Source organism: Mesorhizobium album (assembly GCF_033977205.1).
Classification (GTDB): Bacteria; Pseudomonadota; Alphaproteobacteria; order Rhizobiales; family Rhizobiaceae; genus Mesorhizobium; species Mesorhizobium album.
On record NZ_JAVIIW010000041.1, the window covers coordinates 1 to 25,172 of the forward strand.

Genomic DNA, 25,172 nt, shown 5'->3' on the forward strand with positions numbered 1-25,172 from the left:
CTTGCTCCTGGCTCAACGCCGTCGAGGGCTTCTTCGCCAAGCTGTCGAAGCGACGCCTCAAGCGAGGCGTCTTTCATTCTGTCGTCGACCTGCAGGCGGCCATCAACCGCTTCCTCGCCGAGCACAATCGACAACCCAAACCCTTCACCTGGACCGCTGACCCCGACAAAATCATCGCCGCCGTCAAACGTGGGCACCAAGTGTTAGATTCAATCCACTAGGATAGAGGACATCTCGCATGAATGGGATGGAGTGTCAGGACAGCGTGGTCGTGTGCTTACCGATAATCTGATCCAATTCCTGCCAAACCTCTGCAGGAAAGGAACCTTCATCAGGATGCCGCAAACCGCCATTCCGCATCAGTAGGTGCGATCGCTCGATCTCGAAGTCGACTGTGAAGTTCGAGCCAAGAAGGATCGGAAACAAAGCTCCTCATGCTTCCGCAAACCTTCGACAGCGAGACATTACCGATCCGCTCAATCATATCGCTGGTCCCGTTCCAGTTTCGGTCGAAAGACTCAAACGGATCATCTTCGCATTCAATTACCCTGTGCCCCCAAGCTCCCGGCAAATCATCCGTTGCGAGCGCATGTCGAAGATCCGGATCGGCGCTCGAGGCTTCGAGCGCGCGGCACAAAACGTAGCGCATCAGAGGATAGTAGATTGGCTGATGACTTCCTCCGAGCGCTCGCACGCCGGGTAGGATCGACAAGACAAGGAATACGAGGAGCAGGTTGGGGATCAGCCTGCGGTTTGCAAGTCCTTCAAGGATGTCTGTTGCCGCAAATCGGGACACCTTCATTCCCGTCGCCAATTGTACGAGTTCCCCCGCCCGCAGCCGCAGCGGCAGGCGCTTGCCGTTTTCATAAAGCCAGAAGAAATCGGTACCGCGTGCGAGCCAGCCGCTCCAGGGGCTGGCCGCCAGCCTGTCGATCTCGTCAAGGATGTTGGAAGCGAGGTTGGGGTGTTCAATCAGCCTCGTTCGTAGCCAGGAATCCGCGTCTGAAAGATGATCTGTTACCAAGTCGGCGATGTCCTCGTCGTCGATCTGCAGGAAGGCAATGCGGCCTCCGAACAGTTTCGGCCAAAGGCTGAGATTGGCTGCCTTGATGGCATGCGCCGGCCTCTCGAATTGCGATTGCGGCAGAAGGCTGCGAAGCAGCGCAAGTGCCTCTCCTTCAGCGTTTGGTTCCACAGGAACCATCTCGAAACGGTAGGGTCCTTGCCCGGCCAAAAGGCTGTATCCGATCATCCGGCTTCGGCTGAGGCCAAAGACGTTGATTGGCTTTCCGTCGACGGTCAGCCAGCCCGGCCCCTTGCGCGGTTTTTCAACGAGGTTCACAGTCGAAACGGCATAGGAAACGTAGGTCGAGCAGCCGTGGGCCGAGAGGCCAAGGAGGCTGAAGAGATGCGTATAGTAGGCTTCAGGCTCCGTGAGGAGAAACAAATGTGGGCCTGTCTGCAACACGCGGCGCTTTTCGAAATCCCTGCAGATTTCCGCGGCGGTGTCGGTCGATAGTCCGTTTCGCCGTGCGGCCTTCGCGATGGCGGCGAGCAGTTTGGCGAAGGACCGGGGCCGGATTTCTGGCGCGGGACCCGGGGCGGGCGCCTCAAAGACGCGGAACGCATAGTCTCGGACCGGTCGGGATTGAAAGCGTTTCGTCCACGGGTAGAGCGCTGCCAGTGACCCGAGGATCGCCTGTTTGGCATCTGCGTCTGTTGCCGGCTCGTCCACCTCACAATTCTCCCTTTTGCTGCGCGACACCTATGCTCAGAAAAGAAACGCTGATGAGGAGCACCACTCCGAAGCTGAAGAAGATCGTCGAAGGAAATACATGGTCTCCCAAAACCGCAGTGATGCTGAAAATGAACAATCCAAGCGCCACAGCGAAACTATGCATGACACCCTTGGCTCTGCCCAATGCACTATCGCATACCCGCGACTGTAATGTGACCTCAACGCTGATACGGCCAAGATTGTATAAAAATCCAAGAGCGGCAAAGATAATCAGCGAGCAGGGCAGGGGCATAAATAGCAGTGCCATCAGCAACAACGCAGATAGGCCCAAAAGGACGAAATCCAGTCTACGAGCACACATTGTTCGCGTCAGCTTAACGGCAAGAACAGCTCCGATCAGCGAGCCTACCGACCAGGTCGCTTCGAGGTGGCCGAAATCGACGGCGCTACCTTTCTGTTCTTCTAAAACAAAGGCTGATCCCATCACGCTGACCAGCACCGCGCCACCGTAGAGAAGCGCGTAGACGGCGAAGATGCGGAATAGCCCCGGGTCAATGTTAAGGGCGAAGCTGTCGGGCCTGCCGACGCTGCCCGACATCGAGCCGAATCGCTTCGAGGATAGGCTGATTGCTGAAACAAGGAAGAACACAGCAAGGACGCTGAACGCCAGGGCAGGGGAGCGATCACTGAGCAAAGGCCCAAAAAGCAGGGCCGCCCCGAGGCAGCCGAATTGCATGACGAAGAAGACAGTGGAATTTGAGGCCGCAAGATCGCCGCCCCGCGCCATGACAGGGATCACCGACTGCGAACTTGTAAGAGCGACACGGTCACAAAATGCGAAGAGGACCGCTGAGAGGCAGATTGTTAGAAACGCGTCCTTGTAGAGAAGTGCGCAACCTGTGGCGAGCATTGTGGCAAAGCGTGTGAGGTCCGCCGCGATCACCAACCGGCGTCGGTCAAATCGATCCGCCGCCACGCCGACCAGAGGGCTCGCGACGAGTTCAACCATACTGACGATCGCAAGCACCGTCGCCACGCTGGTGCTTCCATACCCGGCGTCGACAAGGATCCAAGCGGATGCAATGTAATAGCCGTTTCGTCCGACAGCCGCCGACAACGTGCTAGCCAGGAATCGGAGGAACACCCGGGACTGGGCTGTCGGTCTTTGGTCACAATAAATTCGGCATGCCTCTGACATGGGCGGCGCGTCCAACCATACGGCCACCTGTCATACATGCTGCTGCCAAGCTTGCTTTACAGCGATGCCGGACTTTTCAATTCCTTGCTCAAATCCGCCAAACCGTCGGCGTCTATGTCTTGCACTTGCGTCGGAATTCGATCGGATTGGCGCCGAACGCCCGCTTGAAAGCGATTGTGAAATGGCTCGAACTGCCGAAGCCGCATTCCATCGCAATTCTGGTCGCCGACAAGTTGGTCGAGCGAAGCATATCCGCGGACTGCTCCAGTCGACGCCGTGCGATGAACGCATGCGGCGTCATTCCGGTCGACTGCTTGAAGGCCCTGCCGAAATGAAATCGGCTGATACCAAGCTCTCTTGCGAGGTCGGCTAGCGTGGGCCTTTCGTCCGACATCGCCTCGATCATTGCCATCACGCGTTTGAGATCGAAAGCCGACAGACCGCCTTTTGCCGGCTGATGGTAGGTTCGCTTCAACCTGACCAGTTGCACGAACAATTGCGCGACCTGGCTCTCCACCATCGTCACGCTGATCGGATCGGGACATCTGAGCTCGTCGGCTATTGTCTGCAGCGCCGCTTCTATGGTGCTGTCACGAAAACCGATCCATGGTGGAAGTTCCGCCAGGCGGCAGAAGCCGGATCCCCCAAAAGTCTGTTCAGCGAATTCCCGTTCGATCGATACCAGCAGGTAGGATGCTATTGCATCGCCCTCATCCCAGCCAGTCCACTCGCTCTGGGCAGGGATGTAGATTATCGAGCCAGGCCGCCTTGCTGAGAAAGAAATCCGGCGTCCATCGATGAAGTCTTCTCCGCGACGCGCAGCACCTTTCAGGTTCATCAGGAACATATGCCGGGGATGCGAAATCCTTGTCTCCTGTCGTTCCAGACCTGTCCGACCAATGAGGTCCGCTCGTATGTTTCCCCAGCTCTCATATTGATGAGACAGCGTCTGGTGTCGTGAAGAGCGCATCTTGTTCGGGTCCAGGCAAAAGGTCTCCGCCAAATCGAAACGGCCTCCGTGTTGCGAGAAGCTCGCCTCGTGCCTTGTGCCGAACCATAGGTTGTCAGACAAATCACAAATAATTCTGAGTTGGTAGAAGATGTGGCTATAGAGAAAAAACGGCAACCGAATGAAAGACGTTTGTACCATGCGGGTCTATCCGTCCTCCTGCCTATACTCGACTGCGTGGAATATTAAGTCGCGCTAACTTTATATCTCCGTCGAGCTTTAGGCGTCTCACCGATAAACGGTTGTGGAGGCACACTGCAATGCGGGGACTCGATGATTTTCTGGCTGAATGCGACCGTGGTCCACGGATCAACGAACTGAAAGACTTCTTTGCGGCGACCGCCGCCGGCCAAAGCGGAATGCCTATCCGCAAGCCAGCGGCAGATACTCGGCTGCTGCCCAGCGACGACCTTCTTCGCGATCTGGTCGGCCTGCATGCGGCTCGACAAGGCTTTTTCGACCAGCACTATCACGGCAGCATTCCTTATCGGTTGGAGGAGGAATGCCGAATGGCATACGCCGTGCTGAAATATGCGCGGTACCGTGAAGCCCCGCTGTCGCTATACAGCCTTGGGACAGCGGAGGGCACCATGGCCAGGACGCTGTCCGAGCTATCCGGCGGAAAGATCCGTAGCCTCTCGTGCAGCCCCAACGCGGAAAACTACAAGTGCTTCATGGCATATGGCGAACCGCCGGCTGCCGAGTTCTTCGTTGGGCCCTTTCATCGGCTGACCAAGGACGTTCTTAGCTCAGACGTTCGGCTGGCAAAGTTCGCGTCCGGCTTCGATTTCATTCTGGAGGATACCACCTTCCAGATGTACTCGCCCAACAGAGTGAAGCAGATCGAGTTTGTGATGCAGCACCTCAAGCAAGGAGGCATCTTCGTCTTCGTCGAAAAGTTTCGGGCGGTTGACGAATACGACTACGTGCGCCGGGAGTGGCAGAAGGATTTCGGATTTAAGGCGCGGTACTTTCCACAAGACGAGATCGAGAAGAAGAAAACCGCGGTGCTCAAGACGATGTTCAACAATGAGGTGACGTTGGAAGGGATGTTTCACGCCGCGGGCGCGCATTTCAATCACTGCGTCATGACGTGGAATAGCGGAAATTTCTGCAGCCTTGCGGCGAGCAACAGCAGGGAAAATCTCAACCTGTACCTTTCGCAGTTGGAAGCCCCCGCCATTCCAAAAGAATACGTCTATGAGTCCAGCGTATATCAGGCCAACGCCGACTACGCTGCCGTCTTGCAGCAAAAGTGATGCTCCAGTGATGCCCCTCCAGACCGGCCGAGTCATAGAGGCGAATTTACTCTCATTGAGCGCAATGCGTTGGGAGGACCCGAACACGTTTTGCCGAAACAGACATGATCGTGACGATATCCGCAGAGCGCCCTCATGACGCAAAACGGCAATGCCCTTCGCTTCCTGGCCTACGCTTTTGCGGCCGCGGATTGTGGTAGTCTGCGGCAGGCTGCAACGGCGCTGAGGGTCTGTGAATCCAGTGTAAGTCGCAACGTCGTTAAACTCGAACAGCTTTTGGAGATGCAGCTGTTTGAGCGCGACGTTCGCGGCGTCCGTTTGACCGAGGCAGGGCGAGCCTGGACCGACCTGGTTCGGATATACTACGAAGGTTTGCAGGAGGCTTTTCGGGACGCCGCCCGCGACAATAGGGACGCAAAGACGCTCAGGATTGGGCTGTGCGCAGTGGGGGGTGGAGAATTCCTGAAGCGCCTCATCGATCGCTTCCGCAAATCCTATCCAGATGTCAGTTTGGCCATTGAGGATGTTCGGCATGAACAATGCCTGGAGGCCGTACGCCGTCGGCGCTTCGACATCATCTTTGCGCCAGAGCTTGGCAAAGTCACCTCTTGCCGCGCCGAGATGTTCTGGCAGGAGCGTATCTTCGTTCTGATACCTGCGGGTCATTCGCTCGCCGAAAAGCGGGTGGTCACGTGGGCAGATCTTGCGGGCATGCAACTGCTCGTGCCGGACGGAACGAGCGGACCGCTGTTGGATTTCCCGGCGCTGGAAGGCATCGTTACCGACGGTTGCCGCCCAACTGTCAACATGTGCCAAGGTGGCCAAGCGAGCGTCATCTTCAATGTGCAGCTAGGCCAAGGCATTGCGCTAGCGGGAGAGAGCTTCGCGCGAAATGTCGCCATTGATGCGACGGCATGGAAACCGCTTGATGGCCACCACAATCTCTTTTCGATCAAAGCTTTCTGGCTTGAAACGAATCCGAAACGTGCTGTTTTTCGCCTGATTGGCCTTGCCAGAAAGATGGCGAATACGATTCCGAGTCCGGCACACTCGCAAGGCGCAAGCTTTCGCTAGGTGCGGAGCAGGACCAAGCGAACCTCGCCTGGATGCGGGCGAGCGAAAGATCGGACCGATCTCACTGGCCACTATATCGGAGAGGCTGACTTAGATCTCCAGAGGCATACCTCGCCTCTGCGACGCCGACTTCGTGAGATGCTCGCGCCGTCGCAGCCAATGCGACTGAGACATCACTCTCAATGAGCGAACTTTCGGTAGAAGCGGCCTCCCATCACACTTGCCTCAAAGGCCAGCTCGATGATCCCTTTGCGGCTCGAGCTGAATACCATGACGATGCCCAGGAAAATGACATAGGACGCGACGAGAGAGAGCAACAGTGTCACGAAAGTGCCTGACAGCGATGCTTTCAGGCCAAATTCTAGCACGCTGGTCATCGTCGCCGAGACAAAGTACGGCCACAGAACCTCCAGCAACTGCCTGAAGCTTAGTGGGCCGCGCCTTGTCGCCCCCCACCACAGGATCGGTCCCTGGATGGTGCCCACACCTATGTAGAAGGCGGCGACCCCGCCTATTCCCCATGGCAATCCGCACACGAATGACGCGACAAACAGGGTGGAGCTCAAGGCGCCCCAGTTCCGCATTTCCCCGGTCCGGTCCTGGCTGATGAAGAGCCAACCGGTGCTGCTGCTGATCGGCGCGAAGATGGCGCCAAAGGCAAGAATGGAAAATACCTCCGATACCTCCGACCACCTAGGCCCAAGCAGCGTCACGATGAGCAGCTGGCTGTTGATGATGGCAAATATCACTGCCGGATAGGTGGCGAGAATTATCAATTCCAGCATTCGGAAATAGAAACGGCGGTATGTTTCCGGCTCGTTCAGGGTTCTTGCAAGCGAGGGAAGTGCGACTTTCGCTATTGGTGTGGTAATCTGGCTGAGCGGCAGCAAGAGCAGCTTGTATGCCCGGTCATAAATGCCGAGAGGCATCTCGCCGAGGTAGCGGCCGATCAATATGTTGTCAAAATTCCTGGCAAAAAAGTTCAGGAAATTGAAGGACGTTATGTTGGCGCCAAAATTCAACAGATGGAAATTCTGCCTTTGCAGGGCAGGCCTGCTCGGAACCCATCTGGCAAAGCACCAGGCCAGCAAAAGTGTGGTCAGCGACGTCGCGATCTGGCTGTAGACGAGGGCCCAATAGCCGGAGCCATTCCAGGCGAAAAGCAGGCATATCACGGAGCCAACCAGAAAGCTGAACAACTCGACCAGGGCGATTTTCGCGAAGAGAAGCTGCCGATTGAGCAAGGCCAAATGCTGGGCGCAGAGACCGCCGATCACAAAGGTCGCGCTGAGGCCTATCACGATGGGCACGACCCGAGGCTCTCTGAAGAAAGCACCTGCTGCCGGGGCAAGGGCTATCACGGTCAGGCAAATAGCCGCGCTGAGCCAGACATTGACCCAGAAAACGAAGCTGAGTTGCTCCTGGTTGATCTCTTCCCTCTGGACGGTGGCCTGGGTCAAGCCGAAATCCGAGAAAAGCGCCGCGAACGCGAACAACGGCGCCGCCATCGCCACAATGCCGAAATCCTCGGGCAGGAGAAGGCGGGCAACGAGGATCTGGTAGCAGAATTGCATCAGGAACTTCAGCGCCTGCGACCCGAAATTGATAGCCGCCCCGTTCACCGAGGCCACCTTGAGCTCGGTCCGTGACATCCGGTTGTCGGAAAATGCAAATCTATTAGCCGCGGCCATCTCAAGCAGCTCGAACAGTCGTGACCTTGTTTTTGACCTTGCTCAGGATCGACGCGGCAATCCGCCAATCCGTCACCCCGGCGGTCGCAAGCGGCAACAACCTCCTCTCGGCGATCAGTGCCTGGGTCTTGTACTCGGCCGACAAGCGCTTCATTGCGCGAATGCGCTCTTTGAGGAGGCAAACAAGTCGAGAATTGCCAGACAGTCGTCGATCGAGCAAAAGCGCTTTCGACTGATCGACCTGACCGTCGTAGTCTACCTTCGTCCTGCTCCAACCGGCGCCTCGATGGGTGTACAGGTAACCGAGAAAGTTGCTGGCCACATACTTTGCCCCTTCGAGCAGCGCATCCGTCACAAAAAGGAAATCCTCGCCATGGCGAGAATTGGAGGGATAGCGCAGCGATCGATCCGCTAAGAATTTTCGCTTGAACATCGGTTTAAGCAGGCCCCAGTCTGTGTCGATGCCGAAGGGCCTCGCATGCGCCAGGAACGTCTCGATGTCGATCAGCGTCATGTCGTCGGCGAACCCGATGTTCGCGGGACTGGAGGCGTCGGTTGCCGGATCGTAGTATGAGAACTTGTCGGCGACGATATCGGCGTCTTGTGCTGCGGCAATTTCGACAAGCCGCTCGACCCGCCCCGGCGCGTACGCGTCGTCGGCGTCCAGGATTGCGACCCAGTCTCCGCTAGCGACCTCCAGGCCGGTATTGCGGGCGGCTGAAGGGCCGGCATTCCTGGGCAGGTGAACGACTTTGACGCGGCCGTCCTTCCGAGACATTGCTCCGGCAACCTCTAGGGTTGCGTCGGTCGAGCAATCGTCGACGACAATGATCTCTATAACTGCGTCCCCCTGTGCCACTGCGGAATTGATGGCGCGCTCGAGAAACGGAGACGCGTTGTAGGCGGCAATCAAGACCGAAACAGTACGATGTGCAAAGGGCGGTTTCTGGGCAAGGATGTGAGAATTCGCGGTCATCCGGCACCTCTGGGGAAGCGAACCCGGTGGATCCCGCCAATTCCCGGGTTCTTGGAAAAGCCGCACCTGCCTAGCAGCCGTCGCTGAGGCCGGGATTAGGTGGCGATGAAGTGAAACTGAAAATCGAGGCCGAAGCCTCGCGCCTTGCGATCGGCTGGATAGTGGCTTCAGGCCTGCGGCAATGTCACCGCAACGTGAAGGCCGCCGTTGGGCGAGGGCGTGCTGAGGGCGATGTTCGCTGAAAGGCGCTCGACGATACCCGAGACGATGGCGAGGCCCAGTCCGGTTCCCTCCACCTCGGGCACATTTACGCGATAAAACCGCTGGAACACCGCCTCGCGATGCTGGGGGGCGATGCCTGGGCCGCTGTCGGCGATCGAAAGCGCCCAAGCGCCGGGTTTCGGCGAGATCGAGACCTTGATCTTACCGCCAGCCGGCGTGTACTTGATCGCATTGTCGATCAGATTGCCTATCAACAGACGGAGCATGGGCTCGTCCGTCTTGACCTTGGCCGCCTCGTCTCCGTCGAGCGAGACATCATGCCGCTTAAGCGTGATGATCGTGCCGAACTCGGCGATCACCGACGCGGTGACATCATAGAGCCGGACCACTCTCAGCTCGACCGGTTGATGGCTGATGCGTGCCGCCTCCAGCATCTGCTTGACGAGGCGGGTGGCCTTTTCGTTGCTGGCCATGAGGTCGGCGAGGATCGTCTCCCGCTCCTTTTCGTTGTCGGCATGGGCCAGCATCTGCAGCAAAAGCTTTATCCCGGCATGAGGTGTTCGCAGCTGGTGCGCTGCCAGGTCGGCGAAGCGCCTTTCCGCCGTCAGCGACCGGTCGAGTTTGCTGAGCAACTGGTTCACCGACATGCCCAGCGGATGCAGGTCGCCTGGCAATGCATCCATCGCAATGACCGAAAGGTCGTCGGGCGAACGGCTGCGGATCTGGCGGACCAAGCCGTGAATGGGTCGCAGGCCGTCGCTGATGCCGTACCAGAGCAGCAGCCCGATGACCGGTACCAGCACCAGCAGCGGAAAGAACAGATTGAGCATGATGTTCGACACCAGAGCGTCGCGAAGGGCTCGCTTTTCGCCAACTTCCACGACGATGCCGGTGTTCGGGATCGGCAGCGAATAGATGAGCCATAGCTCGTTGGCATAATTCAGCTCGGTGAAGCCGGCCCTTTGGGCGGGAACGCTCTCTGGGAAGGCGCCGTTGGTGAATATCCGGATCCTGCCGTCCTTCCACAGGCGAAATATGTGCGCGTCGGCGTAGTCGTCCGCCTGATCGTTCATGGCGAGCTGGTTGCCCATGGCAAAGTCCATGTCCTTGACCTGCTTGGGCGGGTCGTTGCCTGGCTCTTCGATCTGATGTTCCAGCAGCGTCCAGAGCACGTTGGCGTCATTGATCAGCTTGGCGTCGTAGATGTTGTCGATCTCACGCCTGGCTGAGCGGAAGGCAAGGACCCCGATGATTGCGATGGCGATGAGGATCGTCGGTGTTATCCGCAGAAAGAGCTTCCAGGTAAGGGTCAGACGCCTCATGGCTCGATCATGTAGCCGACGCCCCGGATGGAGCGGATGAACTCGGCGCCGAGCTTTCTGCGCAGATTGTAGATGATGACCTCGGTCGTGTTGCTTTCCACCGCGCTGTCGGCGCTGTAGAGCGCGTATTCGATGTCACTTTTGGTGACGTATTTGCCCGCCCGCTCCATCAGGAGCTTTAGCAGCTGGAATTCCTTGGCGGTCATCGCGATCTGGCCCTCGGCGCCGCGCACCACCATTGCCGCCGGATCCATTTCGATATCGCCGCTTTTGAGAATGATGTCGGTGCGGCCCTCCCGCCGGCGTATAAGGGCGCGCAGCCGCGCTAGCAATTCATCGAGGTCGAACGGCTTAACCAGATAATCGTCGGCTCCGTTGTCCAGCCCTTCGACCTTTTGCAGGGAGGTATCGCGGGCGGTGAGCAGAAGGATCGGCACGGCGTTGCGTTTCTTCCGCGCCGAGCGCAGGACCTCAATCCCGTTCACCCCGGGCAGGTTGACGTCGAGCACGACTACGTCGAAGGCGAGATCCTCGAGCCCCGCGATCGCAGCTTCGCCATCCTTCATCCAGTCCACCCCATAGGCATGCTTTTCGAGAGCCTTCTTCAGCGAAGAGCCGAGGATCAAATCGTCCTCAACCAGGAGCAGGCGCATGGCTTGCGATGCCTTTCGGTTGCTATGAACCGGCTGATTTTCCGATCCGGTCGCGAATCAAGGGACGCCATCGCGGCATTTTTGCGGGCAGAATCAGGTCGCGGCCGGCGCGGCCGGTCACAGTTCCGAGAGCAATCGTAAACGGGTGGACAGGCTGTACATGTGTCAGAGGTCGGCCTTGCAGACCTTCTCAGAGCACTTGAAGCGGCCGCGGCTCATCGCATGGCAGCGCAGCGTGCCGCATTTCGGGCAATACGGCTCTCCTTCGGTCTCGGGCCAGCGCATCTTCCTGAACCAGCCATAGGCCGTCTCCTCGCGGACCTTGGCCAGGTCCATGACGGTGAGCATCCGGCATTCCGGCGACAGCAGGAAGTGCTGTCCTTTCTTTCTTCGTCTGGACTTCGCCACGGCTCAGTCCCTCCTTGGCTTGGAAGGCGGCTGAGCCGCGGCTTTCCAAGCCTCCGGACGGGACCGGGACGTGCAGCACCGCGGCGGCAGGCTGCGCGGAAGAGAATGAGATGGCGTATGGATTGCTCATGTTCAGGCTCCAGGTTCGCGGGCATATAGCGGTCCGCGGCGACCGAATGGCCACCCGGGAAGGTTACAGCTGTATGAGCGTCGTCCTGAACATGAGGCGGGCTCGTACCTGGAATGCGGGCGTCGATCGGGGAAATGGTGGATTGGTTAACTGTTTCCGAACATAAGCGGCCGACCTATCTATTTCTCCATTAAATCAGCATGTTATGGTCGTACTCATCTAATAGGAATCTCGCGACCATGCTAATAGCATTTTCCCACGTTCTCTAATCGCAGATTCCCAGATGGTCTAATCGCAGATTCCCGAGCGGCCTAACCGCAATTTCTGCTGGACATGCCATGGCTCTAACGCCTCGCCACCTCTCCTCCCGTCTGTCTGATGCCCTGGCAAACAGCCGGATCGTAAACGTAGTCGGCCCCCGGCAAGACGGGAAATCAATCCTGGTCCGCGACCTCCTGAAGTCGGCGGCCTACGTGACGCCGGATGACGATGCCGCCCGCCAATCGCTGGAAGAGGATCCTTACAGCCAGCGTAAGGCGCACTGCGGACCCGATCTATCAGTTCGTCGGGCGAGGATTTCCGATGCATTCGAGAACATTGCCAACGCCGTCCGCGCATCGGTCAGTTTTTGCGCGAAGACGCTGGGCAGGTTTTGAGGAGCGCCGCCGGCAAGGCGTAGAGCCGAAGGCCGCCGATCTCGTCTATGTCGCGGGCCGCCCGGCATCCTGGCACGAGTGTCGAAAATCGATATGCCGTGCAAAAGCGCGACACCAGGATAGGGCGGCAACCCTGCAACCTCGCAAACACCGCGTCTTCTATCCTAATATCAAGGTAAAATGGGCGGCTGTCTCGTCAAAGCCATCTGCCGGCAGACATCGTCGACAGATGGAGGGACAGCTTGCGAGGTCGCAGCACCAGGATTTGAGATTGCGACTCGCCAAGAATAGTGCGGGAAATCGCGCTTTCTGTTAATCTGGACATCGGTTGCTGCATCATGTTCTAGGACCTGCTCGCGCGGATGATCGACGTAGCCCCTGACCAGGAGGCCATCCCAGAGGCAACAAAGACGGATTTCGGCCACCCGGCCGGTGCGATCAATCGATGGATGCGAACGGCATGATCGATGTTGCAGGATCCCAAACCACCTAGATCCTCGTCCAGAACCGCAGTGGCAGTGGTTGCGGTTATCTGCTTGTTGATTCTTGCGGCTTTCTTTATCGGTTTTGAATATTCGAAACCTGACCAGGGCGCGCTTGTGCTGCCAGGAGGAGCGCAACAGCCGCAATAGATTTCCGGCATTGCTCGTGGCGGTCGACTACTCTTGTTCTCGTTTGTTCCCGTCGTATCCGAAAACTATAAAATTGTACTGCGGTCCGTTACCGATCCTTAGGCATGGTTGAAACTGGCAGGCGGCGTTAACGCCATGGTTGCGCTGCTTCTGCGATATAGCCGCCTGCACAGCATATAAATGCAAGGGGTGGGGCCTCCATGATCGACCAGATTCGCTCGCTGCTCGAGCAGCATCCGATGATTCCGCTGAATTTCGGCGCGCTCGCCGACGACGCCAATCTGTACGACGCGGGGCTGACCTCCTTCGCCTCGGTCCAGATGATGCTGGCGCTCGAAGAGGAGTTCGACATCGAATTCCCCGAGACGATGCTGACGCGGCGCACCTTCTCTTCGCTTGCCAACATCGCGGACGCCGTTTCGCAATTGACGCGCAAGGCGGCGTAGCCATGAACGTGTTGAGAAAGATAGAGGCTTCGGTCGCGCAGGCGCCGGAAGCCGCAACCGAACGCATGCGTCGCGTCGCCGAGATCGCCGCCGACCATGCCGATCCAGTCGACAAGGAAGGCCGTTTCCCGGCGGAGACGATCGCGGCGCTGAAGCGCGAGCGCCTGCTCGGCGTGGCGATCCCGATCGAGCATGGAGGCGAAGGGCTCGGCACGATGCAAATTGCCGACCTCATCGTCCAGCTCGGCCAGGCCTGCGGCTCGAGCGCGATGATCTATGCCATGCATCAGATCAAGACGTCGAGCTTCGTCACTCACGGCGGCGCCAGCGACTGGCACAGCGCCTATATGCGGCGCATCGCCGACGAGCAGCTTGTGATGGCTTCCGCGACGACCGAGGCCGGCATCGGCGGCAATTTGCGCAATTCGATCTGCGCGGTCGAGGTCGCCGGCGGGCGCTTCGCGCTGACCAAGGAAGCCACCGTCATCTCCTATGGCAACTATGCCGACGCCATCCTCGCCACGGCGCGTCGCGCCCCCGATGCGGCAAGCTCCGATCAGGTGATGGTGGTAATCCCGGCCGATGGCAACCGCACGCTGGAACGCACGTCGGTGTGGGACACGCTCGGCATGCGCGGCACCTGCTCCGACGGCTTTCATCTGGTTGCCACGGGTGAGGTGACGCAGATATTCCCGAAGCCGTTCTCTGAGATCGCGGCGCAGTCGATGCTGGCCAGCTCGCACATCTTCTGGGCGGCGACCTGGTTCGGCATCGCCGCCGACGCCTTCAATCGGGCGCAGGCCTTCGTCAAGGCGGCGGCGCGCAAGCAGCCCGACGCCATGCCGCCGGGCGCGCTGAGGCTGGCCGAGGCGGCCGCGCTTTTGCAGGAAATGAAAGGGCACCTGACGGCCGCCATCCACCGCTTCGAAGCGGCCGCGGGCGACGATGACGCGCTGTCTTCGATCGGCTTCGCCGCCGAGATCAACGCGCTGAAGGTCGCGGCCAGCGAGAAGGCCGGCGCCGTGGTGCGTCTGGCCATGCTGGTCAACGGCATCCTTGGCTACAAGAACGGCACCCCGTTCAGCGTCGGCCGGCACTTGCGCGACGTGACCTCGGCACCGGTGATGATCTCCAACGACCGCATCCTTTCCAATTCCGCGACGCTCATGCTGATGAGCCGCTTCGACACCGGCCTGGGGGGCTGAGATGGACGCCAAGACTTTCGACTCCAAGTCGCTGCTCGACAGCCTGTTCGAGAACGGCATCCTGTTCGAATCCGGCATCGACGGCCTCTATGGCCGTTCGGGCACATTCGAGGAAGTGATCGAGCGGTTCGAGCGTCTCGTCACCCGGCTCGGCGCGCCCGACAAAGCCACCCGCATCCATTTTCCGCCGGGTATGAGCCGCGCGACGCTGGAGAAGAGCGGCTACATGAAGAGCTTTCCGCAGCTTGCCGGCTGTGTGCATTCCTTCATGGGCGGCGAGCCGGAGCATGCGCAACTGCTCGGCATGATGGCAGATGGCGGAGACTGGACGGAGCTGCAGAAGGCGACGGACGTGGCACTGACACCGGCCGCCTGCTATCCGCTCTATCCCACCGTCGCCGCGCGCGGCCCGGTGCCGGCGCAGGGCCTGCTGTTCGAGCTCTCCTCCTACTGTTTCCGCCATGAGCCGTCGAAGGACCCGGCACGCATGCAGCTCTTCCGCATGCGCGAGTTCGTCATGATCGGCACGGCCGAGCAGGTGCGCTCGTTCCGCGAAAGCTGGCTGAAGCGCGGCAAGGAGTTGATCGAAACGCTCGACCTGCCCTGCGAGGTCGATCTTGCCAACGATCCGTTCTTCGGTCGCGGCGGCAAGATGATGGCCAACAACCAGCGCGATCAGGGCCTGAAATTCGAGCTGCTGATCCCGGTGACCAGCATCGAGAAGCCGACCGCCTGTTTGAGCTTCAATTACCACCAGGACCATTTTGGCCGGACCTGGGGTCTGAAGTTCGCCGACGGGGCGTTCTGCCATTCGGCCTGCGTCGGCTTCGGGCTGGAGCGCGTGGCGCTGGCGCTGTTCCGCCATCACGGGCCGGACGCGGACGCCTGGCCGGCGGCGGTCCGCGACGTGCTGTGGAGCGTGTGAGATGCTGAGAGCTATCGCCGGCCTCGATCCGGCCAGCTACCGGCCGCACTGGCTGCACGATCCGCAAAGGCGCTGGCCGCAGACCAACTGCTATGTCGATCTCCTGATCGAGGTTCTGCACGCGACCGGTCACGATCCGGTCGCGGCACTCGGCTTCACCGTGGCGCAGGATTTCGAGGGCGATCAGTTCACCTTCTTCAAGTTCCCGACCGCCGACCTGCAGCGGCTGGCGGGACTGGACATCCAGGAACTGGCGATCTTCGACCGGCTGGAGACGCATGTTCTCGCGCAAGTCGAACTCGGCCGGCTGCCGCTGGTCGAGGTCGACGCCTTCTTCCTGCCCGACACCAGGGGCATCACCTATCGCAGCGGCCATTCCAAGACCACGGTCGGCATCAATGCGCTCGATCCCGAGCGACGGCAGATGCGCTACTTCCACAACGATGGCTACTTCGCGCTCGAGGGCGATGATTACGACGGCGTCTTCGGCCAATGGGATGGTGTGTCGGCCGGCGACCTGCCGCTGTTTCCTTACGCCGAATTCGTGAAGTTCGACGCCACGCGCCCGGCCCGTGACGCGGTCGGGAGCGCGGCGGCGCTGCTTGCGCATCACCTGAAGCGGCGGCCTAAGCGCAATGCGCTCGGCGCCTATGCGGCCGCGTTCGGCCGACACGCTGAAGGGCTGGCGACGCGCTCGCCTGACTATTTCCATACCTATGCCTTCAACACGCTGCGTCAGGTCGGCGCGAATTTCGAACTCCTCGGCAGTCATCTCGAATGGCTGGGGCAGCACGGCGAGACCTGCCTCGCCGAGGCGGCGCAAGCCGCCGGCAACATTGCCGATGGCGCAAAGGTCATGCAGTTCAAGCTCGCCCGCGCGATGGCGCGGCAGCGCTTCGACGGCTTGGCCGAGGCAATCGCGCCAATGGCGCAGGCCTACGACGCGCTGATGGACGTGCTGGACGCCCGCATGGCGGGTGTCGCCTCCAAGGCGGCCTAGCGGGCCGGCCGAGGCGCATTTTGAGCATGGGTGGGGGAATGGACGCCACGGTGTCGATCGCCGGCACTGCCGAGTTGCTGGATCTGGGTTGGCGGATGGCCTCCTCAGCGGCCGGCGCTTGGGCTTCGCCGGACGATTTCGACGCAAGCGTCGAATGGCTGGACGCGGCCTGTCCCGGCACGGCGGCGGGCACGCTGGAAAGGCATGGCCGCTGGGACCGCAAGCAGCCGACCCCGCTGCACGACCGCGATGTCTGGTACAGCCGCACGCTCGATGCGATCGGTCCGGTGCGGCTGGTGTTCGAGGGTCTGGCGACTATCGCTGAGGTCTGGCTTGACGACCGGCTGCTGCTCACCTCGACCTCGATGTTCGAGCGCCATGAAGCTGCGGTAACCCTTGCAGGTGGCGAGCAGCTCGCCATCGTCTTGCGCAGTCTCGACCGCCATCTGGAAACGGCGGCCGGTCCACGCGCCCGCTGGCGTCCTCGCATGATCGACGATCAGCGCCTGCGGCTGGTGCGCACGACCCTGATCGGCCACATGCCGGGCTGGTGTCCGAACTTCGATGTCGTCGGGCCGTGGCGTCCCGTCAAGTTGATCCGCGAATTTGGCGGGCAGCGCATCCTCGATGCCGACATGCGCGCCAGGCTCGACGGTGCGACCGGACACCTTGTCGTTGCGATCACCCTCGCTCAACCCTTCGACGATGCGCAAACGGCGCATGTCAGCTGCGCTGGTGTGCGCGCGCGCCTCAAGGTCGAGACACCCACCCGGCTGACGGCGGAACTGGACATTGCCGATGTCGCCCCATGGTGGCCGAACAGTCATGGTGAGCCGGCGCTGCACGAGGTGATGGCGACACTCGGCACGGTACGCAGCCGGCTGGGCCGGGTCGGGTTCCGCCGCATCGAGATCGATCGCGGCGCCGACGGACGCGATTTCCGCCTGGTCGTGAACGGCGTGCCGGTGTTCTGCCACGGCGCGGTCTGGACGCCCTCCGATCCTGTGCGGCTGCCATGCGGGCGCGCCGAAATCGAGCCCGACCTCGACCTCGCGCGCCGAGCCGGCGTCAACATGCTGCGGGTCGGCGGCACCTTCGCCTATGAGGGCGATGCCTTCCACGAGTTGTGCGACGAGATGGGCATTCTCGTCTGGCAGGACTTGATGCTCGCCAATTTCGACTATCCGGCGAAAAGCGAGGCTTGGCGGGCTGCGCTCTCTCGCGAGGTGGAAAACCTGTTGAAGCGGCTTCGGCATTCGCCGTCGCTGGCGGTGCTGTGCGGTGGCAGCGAGGTGGCGCAGCAGGCTGCGATGCTCGGCATGCCGGCAGCGATGGATCCGACACCCTGGTTCGACGCGGTCGTGCGTCCGGCCGCGCAGGCGATCCTGCCGGATCTCGCGCTGGTGTCCTCGTCGCCTTCCGGCGGCAGCCTGCCCTTCGCCGCCGATGGCGGCCCGACGCACTATTACGGCGTCGGCGCCTATTGCCGGCCGCTGGAGGACGCGCGTCGCGCGGAGGTGCGTTTCGCCACCGAGTGCCTCGCCTTCGCCAACGTGCCGGAACAGGCGACGCTGGATGAGCATCTGCCCGTTCCGCCCGGCCACGATCCGCGCTGGAAGGCTGGCGTGCCGCGCGACGCAGGCGCGTCGTGGGACTTCGAGGACGTGCGCGAGCATTATCTGGAGGCGCTGTTCGGCGTCGATGCGCGCCGCCTGCGCATGGAGGATCCGGCGCGCTATCTCGACGTCTCGCGCGCCGTCACCGCCGAGGTGGTTGAGCGCACGATCGATGAATGGCGCAGACCAGCCTCGCCGACGGCGGGTGCGCTGCTGTTCTTCTGGAAGGATCTGCGCCTGGGCGCAGGGTGGGGTATCGTGGATTCCACCGGTCGGCCGAAATCGGTCTGGCATGCGCTGAGGCGCGCCTTCGCGCCGCTCAGGCTGACGCTGAGCGATGAGGGCGTCAACGGGCTGGGCATCCATCTCGTCAATGACGGGGCAAAGGCCGTCGAGGCGACGCTGTCGCTTGCCTGCCTGCGCGATGGCGTCACCCCGGTGGTGAGCGCGCGCCAGCCGGTCGCCCTGCAGCCACGCGGGGCGCAGTCCCTGTCGGCGTTCTCGCTGCTCGGCGCCTTCTTCGACCTGTCATATGCCTATCGCTTCGGCCCGGCGGGCCATGAGGTAACCGTGGCACGGCTGGAAGGCCATGACGGCGAGATCTTGGCCGAAGCCTTTCATGTGCTTCCCGGCGCCATGATCGCGCGACGCGATGTCGGCCTGTCGGCGCGGTTGGTGCGCGCAGACGACGGCTGGCGCCTGCGGCTCGCCTGCAGGCGAGCCGCCTATCACGTCGCCATCAAGGATGGACTGTTCCTCCCGCGCGAGAACGGCTTCCACCTGATGCCGGGCGCGGTGAAGGACATTGGGCTGGACGGGCCGGCCTCGGCCACGCCGGCCGGCGTCGTGACTGCGCTGAATGGCGACCGCGACGTGGCCTACGATGCGCCGCAAGCGGACAATTCAGAAACCGGGGCAGAGATCATGCGGGCGTTGGAACCCGCAAGGAGCATGGCATGAGGGGGATAGTCTTCGCCGACACGATCGGCTGGCTCCATGAAGGCAAGGGCACCGCGCGGCGCGGCCGGGGCGTCGTCATCGCCGGTGCGCATGGCCACGAGGATCTGTGCAGCCGCCGTTTCCTGAGGCTGCTGGCCGACAAGCTGGCCGAAAACGATCTGCCGGCGCTGCAGTTCGACTATCCCGGCTGCGGCAATGCCGCCGGGGATCATTCAACGCCCGGTCAGGTGCAACGGTGGACGGGGGGCATAGGCGCTGCGATCGATCGGCTGAAGCAGGATTGCGGCGTGGCGGACGTCATTTTGGTCGGCTTCCGGCTTGGCGCTCTGCTGGCGCCGCTGGCGGCGGCCGGACGCGACGATGTGGCCGGTCTCTTGCTGCTCGCGCCGCCGTCCTCCGGCAAGGCCTATGTCCGCGAGATCACAGCCATGTCGCGCATGATCGACGCGCCGCTGGCCAGCCGTTCGGCGGGCGAAGGGCTTTTCACCGAGGGACGCGAGGCCGCCGGGTTCCGGATTTCGCATGAGACACTGGCCGATCTTTCGGCGCTCGACTGGCGGCATGCCGCGGCAAGCCTTCCATCCCTTCCGATGCTGGTGCTTGCAAACGGCAAGCCGCTTGCCGCCGACGAAATTCAAGGGCGAGGAGCAGGTGCTGCGGAGATCACCACGGCCGAATTCGATGGCTATCCTCTCTTGATGTGCGACCCGACCGCCAACCGGATTCCGGCCGCCGTTCTTGATCGCTGCGCGGCCTGGATAGCCGATCACGCCGGCGAAGCGATCGCCAGAAAGGCCATGCCGCACGATGCGTCAGAGACCCTGGACGGTCCGCACTACACGGAAAAACCTGTCCTGATCGGGCCGGAGCCGATGATCTGCGGCGTGTTTTGCCGACCGCGCGGACGCCAGGCAGCGGCCGAGCCGGTGATCTTCCTCAATGCTGGTGGCGTGCCGCATGTCGGCTGGGCGCGTGGCACGGTGGAAGCGGCGCGGGACCTTGCGGCGGAAGGCGTAGCTTCGCTGCGCATCGACCTGCCCGGACTTGGCCTCAGCGATCAGGCCGAGGACGGGCGCCTGTTCCTCTATGACGGGCGCACGCGCCATGATGTCAGCCGCGCGATCGACTGGATGGAACGAGCCGGCTATCCCGCTGTCGGTTTGGTCGGCACCTGCGCCGGCGCATTCCAGGCTTTTCACGCCGCACGGAACGATCGGCGGGTGCGGACACTGACCATGATCAACCCGCTCTGCTTCGCCTGGAACAGTTCCTACGCGCTGGAGATGGCGGTCTGGAAGACTTACGAGACGTCCAAGGCCGTGCTCGGGCAGAACGCTGCCGCCATGCACGAGAGCCGCGGTCCGGCCGCCCCGACATGGCGCGGGATCGCTTCGCGCCACGCCCGGCTGGTTGTCCGGCGCGGGCTCGAGGCGATCAAGTCCACGGTGTCGATGCTGCATCCGGCCGCTCTATTGGGACAGCGGCGGGTGGAACGCTGGATGCGCGACCTTTGCGGCCGGGGCGTGCGGGTTCTCCTGGTGACCTCGGAAGGGGACCTGAGCCTGAAGGAGATCGCCCGCCATTTTGGCTCGGAGGAAGAACGGCTCGGCAGCATTCGCGGCGTGACCAGGGTCTCGCTGCCGAATGCCGACCACACGCTGACGCCGTATCACTCGCGGCGCGCCGTGATCGCCCGCCTGATCGATCATGGCGGCATCAGGCGTGACGGCTATGCTCGCGCCGAGCCGGTGCGCGCGACGACAAGCCCGTCCTTGCTGGCGCCATAGGGCCGTCGCTGATTCGGCTGCGGCATTGGCACGTGTGGCGACATCTGTCTGAGCCCCGCCAGCGCAGCACCAACAGCGGTCGTGTCGGGAAACTCCGGACTGGTCGGAGTGGCAGGATTTGAATCTGCGACGCCCCGAGGGGAGCGGCCAGCAAAAGCCCGGATTTCCGGCATTTCTTGTCATGCCTGGCGACTTCTGTTCACCTTTGTTTACGACTTAACCGTGGAGTCTTCTGTGGGGAGCGGCGGGGGCGTTCGCCTTCTGTCTCTCCGCCAGTCTCCCGACGATTTTTAGGTGGCTTCGCGGGCGCGCCTTGGAGACGATCGCTTCGGCGGCATCCGCTTGGAAGTCAGGGTGATGGTGGCCATAGGTCTGGATCAGCATCTCGACGGTCATCCCGAGGAAGCCGGCAGCCGCCCAGGGATCGGAACCCTGTTGCATCAGCCAGGTAGCTGCCGTGTGGCGGAATATGTGCGGCGTCACGTCCGTGCGGAACACACGCTTGATGCTGCCGTCAGGCGCTAGGACATCTTCGTGCCAGCCAAGCCCGGCCGCCTCGACCACTGAGCGGAAAGCTTTCTTGATCGACTGGACGGGCTTGCCGTTCCACTCCACGACGTAGTCGTGGGCGATCATTCGGCCGATGTTTGCGCTTTTGCCGCGACCCCTGGTCTTGATCGCCAGCGGCGTGACCGCCCATCGCCGTAGATGGGCAAGCAGGCGATCGGGCAGGCGCATCGGCGGCTGCCGTTTCTTCGTCTCGAGGCGACCAGGTGCACGACGATAGAAAACGCCGCGTTCGAGATCGACATGGCCTGCTCCGTGGGTCGGACGGCGGCGCCGCAGATCGCAGCCGAACGAGTGCCGGTATATAGAGCAACGAGGATAAAGCGCGCGACGTGGCGTCCCGTGCGACGGTCGCTAGGCTGGCCCTTCCAGGACTGACGCATGCGCCAAGCAGCGCGAAGCAGTGCTGCGGCCTCATCACGGGTCAGCCAGCGGTCCCTTGGCGCGGACTTCGGCGGCAGTATGATTGCCGGCGTCGAGGTTACATAGCCTTCTCGATGATAGTGGTTCAGCGCTGCACGCAAGTCCTCTAGCTGCCGCCTGGCGGCGGCACCGCCGCCGTGCGCTTTGGCATAGTCACGGCAAATCTTGCCGTCGATGTCGCCAATCATCTTGTCGCCGAACCAGTTCAGCACCGCGACCATACGCCTAGCGGTTTCTTTCGGCTTGGCGTGGCCGGACGCGACGTCTGTCAGGTAGACACCAACGGCGTCAGCTATCGCGATGGTTGTCGGATCACGACCGCGCTCGCGGATCGGCTGGTACTTTTCGGCAATGTAACTGGCGAGCCGCCTTTCAGCGCGTTCGCGGCCGCCAGTGCCGCCGCAAGCGCTGATGAAGGTGCTGCCGTCGCGGATGAACCAACCGGCCCGGCTGCGCAAGGCTCCGTTCTGCTTCCTGCTTTCATCGCGCCAGACAAGGCGTGCCCCTTTCGAAGTCCTTGACATCATTTCCTCATATCGGTGATCGCGGCCAAGGTGACGTATTCTTTCGTGCGATCATTTCGGTAACTAGTCGTCAGGCATCCCGTTCCTTGCGGAGGCCGGGTGCGCCCATCGCACCGTCCGGGAACACGATGCGCGCTGCTTGTCGAAGTCCTGCATCCGTGCGAGCTCCTCGGCCAGTCTGGATGTGCGGTGGCGCACACACGCCAGAGCCGGATACTCGGACCTCGAGATGGACGCGTTGAAAGGATGAGTCATTTTCAAAAGCCCTGTGGAGAGAGGTGGTTGGGTGCCGTGGAATTTCTACTGTCGGAACGCTAATGTTAGGGCGAGTCGTCCGCTCGAAACGGCCCACGATATGGTGGTAGACTTTGGAGGCCTCGTAGCCGGCGTCCGTCATCAGGGTAGCTGCACGTCGCTGCTTTTCGTTGGCTTGAGCGCGTGGAGATCCGCGTCGTCGCAGTGCAGGTCCAGCTCCGAGGAGAGTTCGCGCAGGAAATCCGTCAGCACGTTCGCCGTTGTCTGGTCGGTCGTCATGTCGTGGGTTCATAGTCGGTTTGACTGAAAGTGGATAGATATCGAAATTTAACAGAAATCTACTGATTAAGATATATACGAAGACAAAGAACGCAATGCACTGCGCGAAATTTTGGCGGAGAATGTTCGGATGACGGAGACCAAGTGGGAACGGCTAGTTAGCGGGCTCCTGAAGGCCGAGCTGAAGCTTCAGGGCCTCAGCTATGCCGATCTGGTTGAAAAGCTGGCCGCCATCGGGGTCGAGGAGAAAGAGGCGAACATCAGCAACAAGCTGTCACGCGGACGCTTTAGCGCCGTCTTCTTCGCCCAGTGCCTCAAGGCGATAGGATCACAGAGACTGAAGTTCGACTAGGTGTGTGAGAAGGTCGCGACTGCGCCTCGTCCGCGCCGCGACGCTGAAACAGTGGTCGCGCCTCACTAGCACTTCGCGATCGGGTTCTGTCTCGGGTTCAGGGGCTGGCGGCCAGGCTATTGCCGCAAAGGCGCTTGCCACTATAGCGCGCCTACGCCAGGTCAAAAACGTTGTGGACGCCGTTTGTTTCAGCAGCTGGTTTAAGCGCCGGGGGCAGTTCGTCGGAGTGGCTTCGTGTGTGATCCCATCGGACGATTATCCACCTATTGCATGGCCGGAGGAGGGAGGTGCAGGCCCGCCCCATCGGCGGGCCTGGTCGCGAACCCCCGATCGATCCGTGCTGATCGGCTTGGCTATTCTTCCGTCTTGCCTTCGAAATCCAGGAGCTTGCCAACCGGAACATATTTCTGGCCGTCGAACTGGTAGGCTGCAGGGCCTCGATCGGGGAAATGTCGGCGCCGGCTTTGGCGTTCAGCTTGATCCCACCCAGCAGCAGCGGATTGTCCCACTTGTGCATATTGAAGACCGTGTCGAGGAGCGCAGCCCGGGTCGGCTTCTTCATTTGCTCGAGCGACTGCGCAAGGGCATCGCCAGTCGCGTACACCATCACCCGACAGTCCATCGCGTGCAGGGGACCGGCGTGATGAGCAACCGCCTCGATTTCCTCGGCAGCGCTGCGGTCGGCGAGTTCTTCGGAATACCAGCCGGACGCCAGTGGGAGATCATGGCTTGCAAGCAAGGACGCAAGGTCTCAGCGTCGCGCGAAAACTTCGCCCTAACTCCACGCCCTGATGACTAGGTATGAACCCGCGCGCTCTGCCAGAGTGTCAGGCTCGATTTGACCATCAAGGAGCCGCGCACCCCATATTGCCTCAGAAACAATTGTAATGGCACGTCGGGCCACGCCTCACTTAGTGCGGGGCAGAATCCCCAAAAGTTCGACTAGTCGGAGCGGCAGCTGCGCGGACGCGCGTAGCTCGGCACAGCTCTCTTTCCAACGCTGCAGATATTCACTGGCTGGAATTCCGCTGCGGCCAGGCCAGCGGTTGAGTGCGCCAAGTGCCTCAACGCAATCGGGAACCTGTTCGTATTCGGCGAGAATGGTCGGGCACATTGCCTGCGCGAACGGATTGAGACCTGGAATTTCGATCTCGCTTCGGTGGTCTGCGAACCACCTCGCACAATCGCGGGTAAGCCCCTGGTTGTCGGCAAGCGCGCTATAGTGTTTGACGATGTTCTCGCGATACTCGGCAATGGCGTCGCCGAAAGCGTTGTCGCCGGCGAATGGCGGGTCCTGGTTCCAGTCCTTGGCGAGGCGTCCCAAGCCACGCAACGAGAAGGCTTCCACCATGGCTTCCTCGAGCCATTGGCAGGGAGCTGCGGGCTTGGCGTCAAACTGCCAGCTGTTGGCTAGTACATGGCCGAGTTCGTGGCCGAACTGGTAGGCAAGCTTCGACCAGTCCCGCTCGCCGATGTCGACGATAACCCACGCCATATTGCTGCCGTCCCGGTGCAGCCAAATCGCCGGCTGCCCTGAGGTGTGCTGGTCGACACGAAGTCGTGCCGGCTGTCGGTCGGAAAGAAGCCGCACGCCATCCAGGCAGGCTTGCCGCGTCCGCCCAACGACCAATCGGGCCGAGCGAGGCAGCATGTTGCCCCAGTCGCCCGCGAGTTCGATGGGCGCGGTGAGCAGGGTGGTGCGAACGGCAATCGAAGAGGCGCGCTTCAGCATTGTGGCTTGACTCGCTTCCAAACCAATCCAACGCATAGACGATGAAAAGGTTGTGGCCGCCAGACCAGCAGCTGCTATGTTGAAATCACGACGCCGCACCTGCTCCCGCCATCCGGTCACCCGAATCTCTTAC

The 25,172-nt window shown here is 61.3% G+C and carries 23 protein-coding genes and 1 pseudogene; 11 read left to right on the forward strand and 13 right to left on the reverse strand.

The window, feature by feature from the left end:
- A pseudogene (locus RFN28_RS26670) lies at positions 1-221 on the forward strand (IS630 family transposase); the annotation flags it as partial.
- Positions 222-331: 110 nt separating this feature from the next.
- Here RFN28_RS26670 and RFN28_RS26675 read toward each other — a convergent pair.
- From RFN28_RS26675 to RFN28_RS26685, 3 genes are all read right to left on the reverse strand, one after another.
- The gene (locus tag RFN28_RS26675) at positions 332-1,735 is read right to left on the reverse strand and encodes a hypothetical protein (RefSeq protein ID WP_320290165.1); all 1,404 of its coding nucleotides are present in this window, start codon (positions 1,733-1,735) and stop codon (positions 332-334) included.
- Between the two features lies 1 nt (position 1,736).
- Positions 1,737-2,936: an MFS transporter gene (locus RFN28_RS26680; protein WP_320290209.1), complete on the reverse strand. Its 1,200-nt coding sequence runs from the start codon at positions 2,934-2,936 to the stop codon at positions 1,737-1,739.
- Between the two features lie 112 nt (positions 2,937-3,048).
- Positions 3,049-4,086 (reverse strand): helix-turn-helix transcriptional regulator, encoded by a 1,038-nt coding sequence (locus RFN28_RS26685; protein WP_320290166.1) that lies wholly within the window; start codon positions 4,084-4,086, stop codon positions 3,049-3,051.
- 119 nt (positions 4,087-4,205) lie between these two features.
- Here RFN28_RS26685 and RFN28_RS26690 point away from each other — a divergent pair, with 119 nt between their 5' ends.
- Entirely contained in the window at positions 4,206-5,204 is a 999-nt protein-coding gene (locus tag RFN28_RS26690; RefSeq protein ID WP_320290167.1) for a class I SAM-dependent methyltransferase, read from the forward strand.
- 135 nt (positions 5,205-5,339) lie between these two features.
- Positions 5,340-6,278: a LysR family transcriptional regulator gene (locus tag RFN28_RS26695; RefSeq protein ID WP_320290168.1), complete on the forward strand. Its 939-nt coding sequence runs from the start codon at positions 5,340-5,342 to the stop codon at positions 6,276-6,278.
- Positions 6,279-6,457: 179 nt separating this feature from the next.
- Here the strand turns inward: RFN28_RS26695 and RFN28_RS26700 are convergent, their stop codons facing one another.
- The 5 genes from RFN28_RS26700 to RFN28_RS26720 form a co-directional block, all read right to left on the reverse strand.
- A complete protein-coding gene (locus RFN28_RS26700) occupies positions 6,458-7,969 on the reverse strand; it encodes a lipopolysaccharide biosynthesis protein (RefSeq protein ID WP_320290169.1) in 1,512 nt (503 codons plus the stop codon).
- A 1-nt stretch (position 7,970) separates the two neighbouring features.
- Complete coding sequence (locus RFN28_RS26705; RefSeq protein WP_320290170.1) at positions 7,971-8,945, reverse strand: glycosyltransferase family 2 protein; 975 nt, start codon at positions 8,943-8,945, stop codon at positions 7,971-7,973.
- A gap of 167 nt (positions 8,946-9,112) precedes the next feature.
- Complete coding sequence (locus tag RFN28_RS26710; RefSeq protein ID WP_320290171.1) at positions 9,113-10,489, reverse strand: sensor histidine kinase; 1,377 nt, start codon at positions 10,487-10,489, stop codon at positions 9,113-9,115.
- Positions 10,486-11,142 carry a response regulator gene (locus RFN28_RS26715; protein WP_320290172.1) on the reverse strand — a complete coding sequence of 219 codons (657 nt, stop codon included), beginning with the start codon at positions 11,140-11,142 and terminating at the stop codon, positions 10,486-10,488. The genes RFN28_RS26710 and RFN28_RS26715 overlap by 4 nt, the downstream gene beginning before the upstream one ends.
- 165 nt (positions 11,143-11,307) lie before the next feature.
- Entirely contained in the window at positions 11,308-11,550 is a 243-nt protein-coding gene (locus tag RFN28_RS26720; protein WP_320290173.1) for a transposase, read from the reverse strand.
- Between the two features lie 468 nt (positions 11,551-12,018).
- Between RFN28_RS26720 and RFN28_RS26725 the strand changes: the two genes are divergently transcribed.
- From RFN28_RS26725 to RFN28_RS26755, 7 genes are all read left to right on the forward strand, one after another.
- Positions 12,019-12,336, forward strand: a complete 318-nt coding sequence (locus RFN28_RS26725; protein WP_320290174.1) for a hypothetical protein — start codon at positions 12,019-12,021, stop codon at positions 12,334-12,336.
- Between the two features lie 832 nt (positions 12,337-13,168).
- The gene (locus RFN28_RS26730; RefSeq protein WP_292232428.1) at positions 13,169-13,414 is read left to right on the forward strand and encodes an acyl carrier protein; all 246 of its coding nucleotides are present in this window, start codon (positions 13,169-13,171) and stop codon (positions 13,412-13,414) included.
- A gap of 2 nt (positions 13,415-13,416) precedes the next feature.
- Positions 13,417-14,619, forward strand: coding sequence for an acyl-CoA dehydrogenase family protein (locus tag RFN28_RS26735; protein WP_430678957.1), 1,203 nt, complete (start codon positions 13,417-13,419; stop codon positions 14,617-14,619).
- Position 14,620: 1 nt separating this feature from the next.
- Entirely contained in the window at positions 14,621-15,544 is a 924-nt protein-coding gene (locus tag RFN28_RS26740; RefSeq protein WP_320290175.1) for an amino acid--[acyl-carrier-protein] ligase, read from the forward strand.
- A 1-nt stretch (position 15,545) separates the two neighbouring features.
- Positions 15,546-16,544 (forward strand): DUF1839 family protein, encoded by a 999-nt coding sequence (locus tag RFN28_RS26745; protein ID WP_320290176.1) that lies wholly within the window; start codon positions 15,546-15,548, stop codon positions 16,542-16,544.
- 38 nt (positions 16,545-16,582) lie between these two features.
- Positions 16,583-19,120: a glycoside hydrolase family 2 protein gene (locus RFN28_RS26750; RefSeq protein WP_320290177.1), complete on the forward strand. Its 2,538-nt coding sequence runs from the start codon at positions 16,583-16,585 to the stop codon at positions 19,118-19,120.
- A complete protein-coding gene (locus tag RFN28_RS26755; RefSeq protein ID WP_320290178.1) occupies positions 19,117-20,907 on the forward strand; it encodes an alpha/beta fold hydrolase in 1,791 nt (596 codons plus the stop codon). Before RFN28_RS26750 ends, RFN28_RS26755 begins: the two co-directional genes overlap by 4 nt.
- A gap of 216 nt (positions 20,908-21,123) precedes the next feature.
- On the opposite strand, the gene RFN28_RS26760 is transcribed toward RFN28_RS26755, so the two are convergent.
- From RFN28_RS26760 to RFN28_RS26770, 3 genes are all read right to left on the reverse strand, one after another.
- The gene (locus RFN28_RS26760; protein ID WP_320290179.1) at positions 21,124-21,543 is read right to left on the reverse strand and encodes a site-specific integrase; all 420 of its coding nucleotides are present in this window, start codon (positions 21,541-21,543) and stop codon (positions 21,124-21,126) included.
- Entirely contained in the window at positions 21,540-22,355 is an 816-nt protein-coding gene (locus RFN28_RS26765) for a site-specific integrase (RefSeq protein ID WP_320290180.1), read from the reverse strand. The genes RFN28_RS26760 and RFN28_RS26765 overlap by 4 nt, the downstream gene beginning before the upstream one ends.
- A 462-nt stretch (positions 22,356-22,817) precedes the next feature.
- Positions 22,818-22,955, reverse strand: coding sequence for a hypothetical protein (locus tag RFN28_RS26770; protein WP_320290181.1), 138 nt, complete (start codon positions 22,953-22,955; stop codon positions 22,818-22,820).
- Between the two features lie 130 nt (positions 22,956-23,085).
- On the opposite strand from RFN28_RS26770, the gene RFN28_RS26775 reads away from it, so the two are divergent.
- Positions 23,086-23,307: a DUF6471 domain-containing protein gene (locus tag RFN28_RS26775; RefSeq protein ID WP_320290182.1), complete on the forward strand. Its 222-nt coding sequence runs from the start codon at positions 23,086-23,088 to the stop codon at positions 23,305-23,307.
- 151 nt (positions 23,308-23,458) lie between these two features.
- Here RFN28_RS26775 and RFN28_RS26780 read toward each other — a convergent pair whose 3' ends face one another.
- Positions 23,459-24,046: a hypothetical protein gene (locus tag RFN28_RS26780; protein WP_320290183.1), complete on the reverse strand. Its 588-nt coding sequence runs from the start codon at positions 24,044-24,046 to the stop codon at positions 23,459-23,461.
- A gap of 168 nt (positions 24,047-24,214) precedes the next feature.
- Complete coding sequence (locus RFN28_RS26785) at positions 24,215-25,039, reverse strand: hypothetical protein (RefSeq protein WP_320290184.1); 825 nt, start codon at positions 25,037-25,039, stop codon at positions 24,215-24,217.
- Positions 25,040-25,172 lie beyond the last annotated feature (133 nt).

Coding starts and splice junctions, on each gene's coding strand:
- RFN28_RS26775 (WP_320290182.1), top strand. CDS start 23,086: ATGACGGAGACCAAGTGGGAACGGCTAGTTAGCGGGCTCCTGAAGGCC.
- RFN28_RS26760 (WP_320290179.1), bottom strand. CDS start 21,543: ATGATCGCCCACGACTACGTCGTGGAGTGGAACGGCAAGCCCGTCCAG.
- RFN28_RS26785 (WP_320290184.1), bottom strand. CDS start 25,039: ATGCTGAAGCGCGCCTCTTCGATTGCCGTTCGCACCACCCTGCTCACC.
- RFN28_RS26710 (WP_320290171.1), bottom strand. CDS start 10,489: ATGAGGCGTCTGACCCTTACCTGGAAGCTCTTTCTGCGGATAACACCG.
- RFN28_RS26685 (WP_320290166.1), bottom strand. CDS start 4,086: ATGGTACAAACGTCTTTCATTCGGTTGCCGTTTTTTCTCTATAGCCAC.
- RFN28_RS26680 (WP_320290209.1), bottom strand. CDS start 2,936: ATGTCAGAGGCATGCCGAATTTATTGTGACCAAAGACCGACAGCCCAG.
- RFN28_RS26750 (WP_320290177.1), top strand. CDS start 16,583: ATGGACGCCACGGTGTCGATCGCCGGCACTGCCGAGTTGCTGGATCTG.
- RFN28_RS26755 (WP_320290178.1), top strand. CDS start 19,117: ATGAGGGGGATAGTCTTCGCCGACACGATCGGCTGGCTCCATGAAGGC.
- RFN28_RS26745 (WP_320290176.1), top strand. CDS start 15,546: ATGCTGAGAGCTATCGCCGGCCTCGATCCGGCCAGCTACCGGCCGCAC.
- RFN28_RS26705 (WP_320290170.1), bottom strand. CDS start 8,945: ATGACCGCGAATTCTCACATCCTTGCCCAGAAACCGCCCTTTGCACAT.
- RFN28_RS26730 (WP_292232428.1), top strand. CDS start 13,169: ATGATCGACCAGATTCGCTCGCTGCTCGAGCAGCATCCGATGATTCCG.
- RFN28_RS26740 (WP_320290175.1), top strand. CDS start 14,621: ATGGACGCCAAGACTTTCGACTCCAAGTCGCTGCTCGACAGCCTGTTC.
- RFN28_RS26695 (WP_320290168.1), top strand. CDS start 5,340: ATGACGCAAAACGGCAATGCCCTTCGCTTCCTGGCCTACGCTTTTGCG.
- RFN28_RS26735 (WP_430678957.1), top strand. CDS start 13,417: ATGAACGTGTTGAGAAAGATAGAGGCTTCGGTCGCGCAGGCGCCGGAA.
- RFN28_RS26690 (WP_320290167.1), top strand. CDS start 4,206: ATGCGGGGACTCGATGATTTTCTGGCTGAATGCGACCGTGGTCCACGG.
- RFN28_RS26725 (WP_320290174.1), top strand. CDS start 12,019: ATGGCTCTAACGCCTCGCCACCTCTCCTCCCGTCTGTCTGATGCCCTG.
- RFN28_RS26770 (WP_320290181.1), bottom strand. CDS start 22,955: ATGACGACCGACCAGACAACGGCGAACGTGCTGACGGATTTCCTGCGC.
- RFN28_RS26700 (WP_320290169.1), bottom strand. CDS start 7,969: ATGGCCGCGGCTAATAGATTTGCATTTTCCGACAACCGGATGTCACGG.
- RFN28_RS26715 (WP_320290172.1), bottom strand. CDS start 11,142: ATGCGCCTGCTCCTGGTTGAGGACGATTTGATCCTCGGCTCTTCGCTG.